An 11,128-nucleotide genomic window follows, 5' to 3' on the forward strand; every position below is an offset into this window, starting at 1 on the left:
TGGGCTCAATAGTAGCATGATGTTTTTAGTGAAATGAGTTATTTTTTTGAAAATCAAACTACTAGTTGGCCCTACTTTTTATATTTTTTAATCAATCAACTATGATTATTTATCACGCAAAAACAAAACGTAATATTGATTTAAAATTTGTATAATCGCTTTAAGTTGAAGTAGCTTTTCTTGAGTATTTTCCAATCTTGCAACATAGCGCTGTGTTGCGATTTCTAAATCTATCTTTTCATTAATTTGTGGCGTAATTTGAAATAACTTTTGAAGATTATCAAAATTCTGTAATTTACGGTTTGAGAAATATTCCAGATGCTCTGACCATTTCTGATTAATCAATACATCATTAATAATAGGCCCACGTTCAGAATCAAATTTTAATTGGTTCTCTTGCAAGTAAATTTGTTCAGGTGTCTCTTTCGAGCCTTGAAAAAGCTGCGTTATCTTTTTAAACATTTCATCACATCATATTTATTTCAATTTAAATGATGGAAGTAACCTAGTCACTTCCATCATTTAAGTCTTCTAAATTAATGACTATTCATCGCCCAAATCATCAAGAAAATCTACAGTCGGTACAAAAAATAAAGTACCTGTTTGAGCAGTACTAAAGTCAAGTAACCGATCTAGGTTACCATGCTCGTTGCCTAAAAACATGTTCTCAAGCATTTGTCGGGTTGTACTAAATTTACGCGAGTAGCCAATAAAGAATGTGCCATATTCATTTCTAGAAGGATTTGAAAAAGGCATATTAGCTCGCATAATTTTAAGTTCATTACCTTCCGCATCATGAGCTTTACTAACCACATTATGAGCAGTTAAAGGTTTTTCATCATCACCGAGCTCAACATCATTGAACTTTTTACGGCCAATCACTTTTTCTTGCTCTTCGTCAGTTAATGAACGCCATTTGTCCATATCGTGTGTATATTTCTGGATAAAAGCATAACTTCCCCCGATAAAATCAGGATCTTCATCGCCTACTAACGCCCACTGCGCAGCAATAACTGGTTCAGGGTTCTCAGTCCCATCCACAAAGCCAATAATTGCACGCCCGTCAAAATAACGAAAACCATGAACTTCATCAATTGGATAAGTTACCTTACCAAGCTGTTGATTAATTATATTGCCCAACTCGTAACATAAGGCCTGACGATCAGCACGAATATGAAAAAATAAATCACCTGGAGTTGAGACAGCCGTGTATTTCGGACCTCTAATTTCTTGAAATGGTTGTAACTCTTGAGGCTTGGATTGCTCTGGAAACAATATATCCCATGCATTGGAGCTAAAACCTAAAGTAGCATTAAATTTACTATCTGGATAACGGTTAGTTAGACTTCTGGTTAGTGCTGAAAAATTAGCAGCAAAATCTTTTACTTTTTCTATTACAGAATCACCTTGAGCTAGTCCCAATACAATAAATAATGCATTTTCACCAGGAGCACTCGTTACAGGTTGAATTCTCATACATTCCATAAAATATGCCTTTTTAGGTATTTAAGTTTATTAATTTAGCATACTCATATTTTTTTCATACAACCTGTTAAGAAATCTGATGTTAATAAGAGTTTAATTAAAACGCCTTAAACTCTTACTCAAATTAGCCTTAATTAACGCCCATATTGCTTTTTTAAATACTTTACGATTTGAGCAGACTCAAACATCTTCACTCCCGTATTTGGATCTACCAAATAAGGCACCTGCATTTTATCCTGCATAATCGGCAATAGCTTTTCCCTTTTTCCACCTTCTAAAGGTATGTATTTACCCGGTTTTAAGCGAAGAATAGCAGGTCCCATATCTTGCCATCTCTCTTTTGCCACATTATGCAAAACATATGGAAGCTCAAGTTCAGAGAGTAGACTTCTTACAATTCGTGAATACGGACTTGCTTCAAAACTCCATAACTCAAGTTTTTGTTCAGGCGCAGCTCTATTAACAATTTTTTTATTTATCCATATTCCACGAGCTCCATTTAATATAGTTCCTGCAACTGCAACATAAGGCATGTTTGGGTAACTCGAAAATTTCTGCGGTGTTTTCCCGGTCTTACCATAATGTTTAAATAAATGATGAATAATATCCTGTGATTCATATAGCTGATCGCCAGTATTTTCATCAATTAAAAATGGAAACTGTAATTTACCACCTTTTTCTTTTACAACTGAACGATACTTTGTTCCACCTTTAGGACATGGATAAATTTCAACGTCCAGATTCAAAAGTGTAATCACTTCACGAACGCGACGACAAAATGGTGAACCTTCAAATTCATATAATTTCAAAGCTTTTACAGGTTGTTGTGGAAATGCTGTTCCTGAAACACCTCTCCCACCTTCAGCAATTGCAGATATAACTGCTTGAAGTACTTTAATTTGATGAATCACCATCATGCCTTCCTTTATATTAGAGAATTAGACTAATTTTTCTTTTGCTATCACAATCCCATTATTATCAGCATAGATAAAATCACCAGATTGAATTGTGACTCCACCAAAATACAAATTAATATCTACCTCACCAATGCCCTTACGATTACTTTTTTGCGGAATTGCAGCCAATGCATGTACTCCCAAATCTAAGGTCGCAATTGCATCAACGTCTCGTACACAACCGTAAATCACTACACCATTCCAGTTGTTTTTAACTGCTGACTCAGCAATTAAGTCCCCCATGAGTGCACAGCGCATAGATGCACCACCATCCACAACTAATACTTTACCTGTACCATCTGTTGCCAATAACTCTTTTACACGTGAGTTATCTTCAAAGCACTTTACTGTTACAACCTGCCCCCCAAAAGTTTTACGTGCTCCATAACTTTGAAAGAACTTGCCATCCATTGATGGGATTACAACCTGTAAGTCTTTTTCAGGGTTATCATCTAATAAATCACATGTTACAAACGGTACTGTCGACACTTTAATACTCCCTTATCGAGTTTGTTGTATGCTCAGATTATCATATCGTTTAAAGGCTTCAATTTGCGTTAGCGCCGCTACGACCATCGTATGAGCCAATTGCTCCGCAGTTACTGGCTTATATTTGAATGGCTTTTGAAATTTATTCTCGATAAGTTTAAATAGACTTTGTCCTAAGTCTTCAATAAACCGTACATCGCTGCGTTTACCAATCAGTAAAGACGGTCTAAAAATTGATAGTTTTTCGAGTTCTAAACTCTCAATATAATCTTCTAATTGTCCTTTCACTTTATTATAGAAAATTGGAGAGTTTGCATTTGCTCCAAGGGCACTCACTAGCAATAGATGAATATGTTTATCTTGTACTAAATCTGCTAAATGAGCATTGATTTCATAATCCACAGCGTAAAAAGCCTGTTTTGAGCCTGCCAATTTTAATGTTGTTCCAAGACAGCTAAATGCATGGGTATGGCCATTCACATCTTCATCATTGAGTAATAAAAAATCCTCTATAATGAGTTGAGTAACTTTTTTATATGTATTAAGTAGTTGTGATTCTTTTCTCACCACAACAGTAATCGCTTCAAATTCTGGTGTTTGCTCAAGCTGTTCGACAAGCGCTAAACCCACAAGTCCCGTAGCACCTATCACAATTGCTTTTTTAGTACTTATAGTCATTTTTTATTCAACCCTCTTTAAGTTTGTATCAAATTTAACCTTTTCTTACCGTTTTAGCAGCCCCTAAAACCGCTTAAAATGCTCGCAAGGCTTGACTTCACGGTGTTGATTCATCACAATATGGCACTTGTTTACGGGCTGGTGATGGTTACACCAGTTTACTGAATTGACCACAGCCCGCCCAGACCAACTTATTTTCAAGGAGTGCAAGAGTGGCAAACTCTGCTCAAGCTAAAAAACGTGCGCGTCAAAACGTTACAGCGCGTAAACACAACGCAAGCTTGCGTTCTATGGTTCGTACCTACATCAAACGTACTTTAAGTGCAATCGCTGGTGGTGATTATGCTGTTGCTACAGAAGCTTACAAAAAAGCTGTTCCTGTAATCGACCGCATGGCTGATAAAGGCATCATCCACAAAAATAAAGCTGCTCGTCATAAGAGCCGTTTAAATGCTCAAGTTAAAGCGTTAGCTAACTAATTTGAACATGTAAAAAAAGCCCAATAGGGCTTTTTTTATTATCTATCGTTTTTGAGCTTATAGCACTTTATGAAATTTAGCTACATTCAGCTCATAGGCCTTTCCTCTCCAAATCCACTTTAATTTACAATTTGGAAACTCTTCACCTTCAAACCAGACAAATAATCCTTCCATCATTTCCGGCCAGTCTTCTTTCTTAATTTTATTCTCGCCAGAAATTACAGCAACAATTGCTGCAATAATCGTGTCATGACTCACAGCTAAACTAAGACCGCCTTTTGTTTTTGGATGAGTCCGGTAAATAAGCTCTAGTACATCTAAAACACCTGTAATGGGATGTTTCATACCAGGTAATGCATTATTTACAAAACTATTAATAAAACCTAAAGCACCCTGCTTTTTAAAATAAGGAGCAGCTTGTTGTATATCCAACACAAAGCTACCTGGTTCAACAAGTAGCCCTTGCTCAATAATTTCAATCGTATGAGTATTTGATTGAGGAATTACATCGTCAGCCCCTTCAATCATGAGTGCCGCCGTATCGACACAGCGTTGTATTGGACTTGAAATACAATGCTGAATAACACGATCTGTATTTTTGATTAAGTAATTACCCCATGCCTGCGCAAGCTCACGTCCTTGAGGAGTAAGTTGGAGATCATAACCAGCCAAGCCCTGCCCATCTACAAGTTCTCTTAAAGAATGGCGCGTAAATAAGGTTACAGGAGTTGAAGCATCGGGCAATAAATCAATTGCTTCAAACATACTTTTAGGCAATAAATCGAGTGCCATCTTTATCTTGTCATCTTTTTTCAATACTTTGCCACTATAACATGTCTGGCATAACTCTCAATCGATAACACCTGATTGGGCTAATGCTTCAAATGCTATTTTTTTGCTTTCCTGATCACGAAAAGCGATAAAGCCCTTATTTAAAACTGTGTTTCTTTGGTTATATTCAAAAGGTTTTCCATCCAAAGTAAGTAAACCACCGCCTATACTTTCTAAGAGACCTTGACCAGAACTGGTATCCCATTCAGAAGTAGGATGAAAGCGTGGGTAAATATCTATTTCACCTTCTAACATCATGCAAAACTTATAGGCACTTCCTGCTTCTCGTCGAATAATGCGATGTTCTTTTTCAATAGGTTGAATAAATTTTTGGTATTTTGGATTTTTACTACCGTGACTAAGTCCTATTTGTATAGGTGCATCTAGCGAAGTTGAACTAACCTGATATTGATACCATTGTTGTTGGCTAAAGCTATATTTAAAAGGTAAAGCTTGCAGATATCCTAAGTACACAACTTGTTCACATGGCACGGCAATAACTGAGAAAACTGTTTCTTTGCCATTGATCAAGCTTAGATTGATCGTAAATTCATCACGTTCATGTATAAATTCTTTGGTTCCATCAAGTGGATCTAACATCCAACAAGTAGACCAGTCATGACGGGCACTATAATCACTTTCTTCAGACAATACAGGCAACTCTGGAGTAATCTCTGCAAGATGCTTTAATAAAAATCTATTTACCTTTAGATCTGCTTGGGTTACAGGTGAATCATCTTGCTTTTCATGAATAGTAAACTCATAACCCGCTGAATAGTTTTGATATTCTTCTAGTAAAATCTGACTCGCCTGTTCCAAAATCGGCAGAAGTTGATTAATTAAATTATCTTGTGGGCGCGTAGTTGTTATAAACATAAATATGCTCTACATAGTTTCATTTCTATTATAGGTGAATTATGAACAATTCTATATTCGCCAACAGTTTGATTTACTAAAATAGTCATTTATCTTAATCATTAGAATCATTGCTTTCAGCCTATACTATTTAGGTAATATGAATAATTTTAATATTTATAAAAGTCTTTATTCCGTACAAAAAACAATCTATAAGTTATGAAAAATAAACAACTTAAATCAAATTTATCCATTTCCTTTTCATATATTTCTTGGTATGTTCAAGGACACAATAACAAGATGGAAGAAAGTGCACATGATGCTATATGGATATCATTTCTCGACAATAGAACATAACTGGGAAGACCTTAAGCCCTTAAATGAGTTTCTACAAACATTTGCAGATGATGATGGTGATGTTTCAACACGAGATAAAGAATCTCTCAAAGAAATCATAGCGAAATCTGATACAGCTTTAGCTCTCGCTAGAGAAATGGGTTGGGATGGTAGTTATACAGGCTGTCCTTATCTATTCTGGTTACCAAACAAAAGTAGCCAGTCTTTTGAATATGGTTTTGTATTTAAACAGACCTCAGATAATACAACTTTTGTTATTTCACCCATTGAATTAAGTTATCTAGCTCAGGATTCTGAAGTACAAACATTAAGTAAGAATATTGAATAAACAGTATAGGTTGTTGATTCAGAGTTGATATCAATAACCTGATCTTATTTTAGATAGATTAGTCAAACATGTTTAACTGTGGTGTCGGTTTTATAACTTTTTCTTTTGGTACATGAGAGCATTCAAACTCTTCAACTGGAAAACCTTCGATAAAGCTGGAAATATCAGGTGATTCTAAACTTAACCATTCATCTAGTCGTTCATGTGGAATTACAATAACTGATCTTTTGACATCGCCTGGTTCGTGAAAGTCTTTCATCATGGGATGGTCGATGGCATCCATGGTTAACATGCTTGCAGAACGAATAACCGTCTCATTAATTTTGCAAATTTCATAGATTGCTGCGATGAAAAAAGCCTGTCCATCTTTACGGCGAACACCCCACCGCTCAGGTTTATCATTTATATACTTACTTTCATAAAATTCGGTCACTGGAATCACACCGAATTTACATTTAAGTGCGGCTTCTTGAAAACTCGGTTTTTGGAAAATAGTCTCATGACGGGCATTGTAGGTATGTTTTGCTATATTTGTATCTTCAGCCCATTTAGGAACCAATCCAAACATCACTTCGCGCCATTCAAACCCTTGTGATGATTTGAATAATAGTGGCATTGTTCCTGCAGGATAAACCTCTTCGGCATAGCTAAAGCCGACCACAGGCAACTGAAGTTGCTGTAGTTGTGCAAGAGTTAAAGGTTTAAAATTGGCGCACATAGCAAGAATAAAATACTCTACATTTACTTCTCTTATTTTATAAGCATTTACTACATAAACCAAATAAAAAGGCACTCGAAAGTGCCCTTAACGACATAACTTTACGCTCATGAAACGTGTTGAATCCCTTGAGGAATCGCCTTTAATAGTCGTTTAGTATAATCATGTTGAGGATGTGCATAGAGTTCATCTGAATTGGCTATTTCCACAACCTCGCCATGATTCATGACCATGACCTGATCAGAGATATATTTCACAACCGATAAGTCATGTGAAATAAAGATATAACTCAACCCAAACTCATCTTGTAAATCTTGTAATAAGTTAAGTACTTGTGCCTGTACAGATACATCAAGTGCAGAAACAGACTCATCACAAATTAGAATTTCAGGCTTTAGCGTTAAGCAGCGCGCAATCGCAATACGTTGGCGTTGACCACCCGAAAACTCATGCGGATATCGGTAGTAAGCTTGTTCAGGCAAATTCACTCGCTCAAGTAAACCAAGTGCAATTTGTTTACGCTCTGCATCATCTTTACCGATTTTATGAATTTGCATAGGCTCTAATAAAATCTGCCCAATTGTAAAGCGTGGATTAAGAGACGCATAGGGATTTTGAAAGATGATCTGGATTTTCCGTTGATATTTAGCAAACTCTTTTTCAGTTAATGAAAGAATATCTTTACCTTCGATGAAAGCCTGCCCACCAGATGCCTGATGTAAACGCATGAGTAATAGCCCAACAGTCGTTTTACCTGAACCTGATTCACCGACTAAACCTAAGGTTTTTCCTTTAGCAAGTTTAAAAGAAACGCCTTTAACGGCCTGAAACTCTTCTTTGCCAAATAGACCCTTACGGCTATAAAAGCTTTTTTTCAGGTCTTTTACTTCCAAGATGATTTTCTCATCACCAATTAAGCCACGTTTGCGCTCGGGAATTTCTGAAGCATCAAAACTTTGTTCGACCAATACATCGTCTTCTTGACGCATAAAATCGCTGGTCACTGGTAAACGATAAGGTCGTTGTGACATTTGCGGGCGGCAATATAACAAAGCTCTCGTATATACATCTTTAGGCTGTTCAAGGACCTGATCAGCAGCACCTTGCTCTCTAATCTCGCCATGACGCATTACAATGACTTTATCTGCAATTTCACCAACCAATGCTAAATCGTGGGTAATAAAAAGCATCGACATTTGACGGCGCTTACGCAATGACTCGAGCAAATCAATAATTTGCTTTTGAATCGTAACATCAAGTGCAGTGGTAGGCTCATCAGCAATGAGCAGTTTAGGCTCACATGCAATCGCCATAGCAATCATGACACGTTGCTGTTGACCACCCGAAAGTTGATTTGGATAGGCATCAATTTTAGTTTCAGGTGAAGGAATACCTACTTCTTTAAGCAACTCTAAAACACGTTGTCGAGCCTGTTTACGGCTCAACCCCATGTGTAAACACAACACTTCTGCAATTTGATTGCCAACCGTAAAAACAGGATTTAATGATGACATCGGCTCCTGAAAAATCATCGCAATATCTTTGCCACAAATTTTACGCATCTCTTTACGAGATAAGCTTAGTAAATCTTTGCCTTCAAATATAATTTTACTTTGCTCATCAATTTTACTCTGACCTACAGGCAGCAATCCCATAGTTGCCAAAGAAGTAACCGATTTACCACTACCCGACTCACCAACTAAAGCAACCGTGGTGTTTTCTGGAATGCCAAAGCTAATTCCTTTTACGGTTTCAATATATTGCTTATCTTCACCTTTAAAACTTACTCGTAAATTTTTAACATGCAGTAACGGCGCATTCTTATTTTCTTGTCCTAACATTTGACCTTCCTCTTATTTTAATTTTGGATCTAATGCATCACGAAGTGCATCAGTAAACATTGAAAATGCCGTTACCAAAACAGCCATTGCGACAGAGGCTGCGACAAGCTGCCACCACTTACCTAAAAGAAGTTCACTTTGTGCTTCATTTAACATGCTTCCCCAAGACACTACGCCCACTGGTACACCAAAGCCCAAGAAACTCAAAATAACTTCAGATTTAATAAAAGAAACCACCAAAATTGACATCTGGACTAAAGCAATATGGCTGACATTTGGAAAAATATGAATGAACATACGGCGGAAGTGACCAACACCAATTGCTTTGGCAGCAAGAACGTACTCACGTGCAGTGTGTTTCATATATTCCGCACGTATTAATCGATAAACACCTGTCCAGCCCGTTAAACCCAAAATCAGAACAATAGATAGAATGCCTTTTTGTTGAAGTACGGCAGCAATCGCGAGAACTAATAATAAATATGGAATTGAGGTAAAAATGTTATAAAACCAGTTGAGAATATCATCAACCCAACCACCGAAATATCCAGAAATTGCGCCTAAAAGTGTACCAATCCCTACTGCGAGTAAAGCCGATATCACCCCAACAATAATTGAAGTTTCAGCACCTTTAATAGTTTTCGTTAAAACGTCCTGTCCCCATTTATCAGCTCCAAACACAAGGGTACTTTTCAGTTTTGCTTGTTGATCAAGTAAATGTCCTCCAAGTTGCTGATCGATCGCTTTCATATCATCGGCTAATGGGTCAACTACACCATAATAATCAATTGCCCTTCCAGAGCTCTTTTCTTGTTTAATTTCAGCCTTAAGCTTATCAATTACATCTTTTAAAGGATCGACTGGATTTTCTGGTAACTCTTCTTCAATCGCTGCCGCCTTTTGCCCTGCATCTGTTGTCTTATCTGCCCCTATAAATGTAGGCGGTGCATAACTTACGGCTACCTCTTTATTCCAGTCAGATGCAATCACGCCCGTCATTGATAGAACCAAGATAATAAAATAAAGCAATACAATCACTAGCGATGACATTGCGATCTTGTCGGCCCGAAGACGACGCATGGCAAGTTTCCACAGGCCAGATGAATGAGCTTCGGCTTTTGTTTGTTGTTTTCTTTTTGATAAAACGCTCAGCATAGCCCACCTACTTCAACTGTACACGTGGATCAACCACTTTGTAGACCAAATCGGCAATCAGGTTAAAAATCATGGTTGCAGCTGCGATGTAAACTGTAATTGCTTTAATAACAGGAAAATCACTCCGCTCAACTGCAATAATCACCTCTCGACCAATCCCGGGAATACCAAAAAAACGTTCAATTAAAAATGCGCCTATGAGCAATGCAGGTAAAGTTGACATCACATCGGTAATAATAGGAATTGAAGCGTTCCGCAGTACATGTACACCTAAAATTCGGCTTTCACCTACACCTTTAGCACGTGCTGTTCGAACATAGTCCTGATTGATTTCATCAAGCACAAAGCTACGATATAAACGTAAAGTCGGTGCAATACTCACCACCAACATGATTAGAATTGGTAGTAAGGCAAACTTAAATAAATTATCAGTAAAGGTGTCGCTCCAGCCTTGCACAGGAAACCAACTTAGCTGATACGCCAGAACATATTGAAAAACGATAATGTAAACTAAGATACTGATCGACATGCCAATAGTACATAGCATCATGACCATACGGTCGGTTAGAGAGCCCCGTACCGCAGCAACAGCTAATGCCAAAATAATTGAAATAACCGTCTGTAAAATAGTCAGTGGGATTAAAAGCGTAAGCGAGGGTCCTAATCGGGTTAAAATAATTTGAGAAACGGGTTCGCCAGTACTCCAACTTGCACCATAGTCAAAAGTCAGTATCTGTTTAATGAAAATCCAGAGCTGAACGTAATAAGGTTGATCTACACCTAGCTGCTTACGAATGTTTTCAATCTGCTCAGGATTAGACATCTTGCCCGCTAAAATATAAGCAGGATCGCCACCTACCCAGTTAAAAAGAATAAAAATAAGTAAGACTACCCCCAACATGGTTGGAATTATCTGCCATAAACGCCGAATAACATATGCCAGCATAGTGATAATT

Annotated in this window: 13 protein-coding genes; 2 read left to right on the plus strand and 11 right to left on the minus strand. The window is 37.4% G+C overall.

The window, feature by feature from the left end:
- Window positions 1-105: 105 nt before the first annotated feature.
- From MKX14_RS05285 to yraR, 5 genes are all read right to left on the minus strand, one after another.
- The gene (locus MKX14_RS05285; RefSeq protein WP_086264580.1) at window positions 106-462 is read right to left on the minus strand and encodes a hypothetical protein; all 357 of its coding nucleotides are present in this window, start codon (window positions 460-462) and stop codon (window positions 106-108) included.
- A gap of 81 nt (window positions 463-543) precedes the next feature.
- The gene (locus tag MKX14_RS05290; protein WP_086264705.1) at window positions 544-1,476 is read right to left on the minus strand and encodes a Dyp-type peroxidase; all 933 of its coding nucleotides are present in this window, start codon (window positions 1,474-1,476) and stop codon (window positions 544-546) included.
- 143 nt (window positions 1,477-1,619) lie between these two features.
- Window positions 1,620-2,402, minus strand: a complete 783-nt coding sequence (locus tag MKX14_RS05295) for a glutathione S-transferase N-terminal domain-containing protein (RefSeq protein ID WP_240281954.1) — start codon at window positions 2,400-2,402, stop codon at window positions 1,620-1,622.
- Between the two features lie 21 nt (window positions 2,403-2,423).
- Window positions 2,424-2,930: a ribonuclease E activity regulator RraA gene (gene rraA / locus MKX14_RS05300; protein WP_060465720.1), complete on the minus strand. Its 507-nt coding sequence runs from the start codon at window positions 2,928-2,930 to the stop codon at window positions 2,424-2,426.
- Between the two features lie 12 nt (window positions 2,931-2,942).
- Window positions 2,943-3,608, minus strand: coding sequence for an NAD(P)H-binding protein (gene yraR / locus MKX14_RS05305; RefSeq protein WP_060465721.1), 666 nt, complete (start codon window positions 3,606-3,608; stop codon window positions 2,943-2,945).
- A gap of 212 nt (window positions 3,609-3,820) precedes the next feature.
- Between yraR and rpsT the strand changes: the two genes are divergently transcribed.
- Window positions 3,821-4,087: a 30S ribosomal protein S20 gene (gene rpsT, locus MKX14_RS05310; RefSeq protein ID WP_002117906.1), complete on the plus strand. Its 267-nt coding sequence runs from the start codon at window positions 3,821-3,823 to the stop codon at window positions 4,085-4,087.
- A 57-nt stretch (window positions 4,088-4,144) separates the two neighbouring features.
- On the opposite strand, the gene MKX14_RS05315 is transcribed toward rpsT, so the two are convergent.
- Window positions 4,145-4,879 carry a histidine phosphatase family protein gene (locus tag MKX14_RS05315; protein WP_240281955.1) on the minus strand — a complete coding sequence of 245 codons (735 nt, stop codon included), beginning with the start codon at window positions 4,877-4,879 and terminating at the stop codon, window positions 4,145-4,147.
- Window positions 4,880-4,936: 57 nt separating this feature from the next.
- Window positions 4,937-5,794 carry a 3'(2'),5'-bisphosphate nucleotidase CysQ family protein gene (cysQ, locus tag MKX14_RS05320; protein ID WP_240281956.1) on the minus strand — a complete coding sequence of 286 codons (858 nt, stop codon included), beginning with the start codon at window positions 5,792-5,794 and terminating at the stop codon, window positions 4,937-4,939.
- Between the two features lie 295 nt (window positions 5,795-6,089).
- On the opposite strand from cysQ, the gene MKX14_RS05325 reads away from it, so the two are divergent.
- Window positions 6,090-6,458, plus strand: coding sequence for a hypothetical protein (locus tag MKX14_RS05325; RefSeq protein WP_046811477.1), 369 nt, complete (start codon window positions 6,090-6,092; stop codon window positions 6,456-6,458).
- Window positions 6,459-6,516: 58 nt separating this feature from the next.
- Here the strand turns inward: MKX14_RS05325 and MKX14_RS05330 are convergent, their stop codons facing one another.
- From MKX14_RS05330 to gsiC, 4 genes are all read right to left on the minus strand, one after another.
- Window positions 6,517-7,176: an SOS response-associated peptidase family protein gene (locus tag MKX14_RS05330; RefSeq protein WP_046811568.1), complete on the minus strand. Its 660-nt coding sequence runs from the start codon at window positions 7,174-7,176 to the stop codon at window positions 6,517-6,519.
- Window positions 7,177-7,283: 107 nt separating this feature from the next.
- Window positions 7,284-9,017, minus strand: coding sequence for an ABC transporter ATP-binding protein (gene gsiA / locus MKX14_RS05335; protein WP_046811478.1), 1,734 nt, complete (start codon window positions 9,015-9,017; stop codon window positions 7,284-7,286).
- A 12-nt stretch (window positions 9,018-9,029) separates the two neighbouring features.
- Window positions 9,030-10,172 carry an ABC transporter permease gene (gene appC, locus MKX14_RS05340; RefSeq protein WP_240281957.1) on the minus strand — a complete coding sequence of 381 codons (1,143 nt, stop codon included), beginning with the start codon at window positions 10,170-10,172 and terminating at the stop codon, window positions 9,030-9,032.
- A 7-nt stretch (window positions 10,173-10,179) separates the two neighbouring features.
- The gene (gene gsiC, locus MKX14_RS05345) at window positions 10,180-11,118 is read right to left on the minus strand and encodes an ABC transporter permease (RefSeq protein ID WP_240281958.1); all 939 of its coding nucleotides are present in this window, start codon (window positions 11,116-11,118) and stop codon (window positions 10,180-10,182) included.
- Between the last annotated feature and the right edge of the window lie 10 nt (window positions 11,119-11,128).

It is taken from the genome of Acinetobacter pittii, assembly GCF_022449185.1.
GTDB classification, from domain to species: Bacteria; Pseudomonadota; Gammaproteobacteria; order Pseudomonadales; family Moraxellaceae; genus Acinetobacter; species Acinetobacter pittii_I.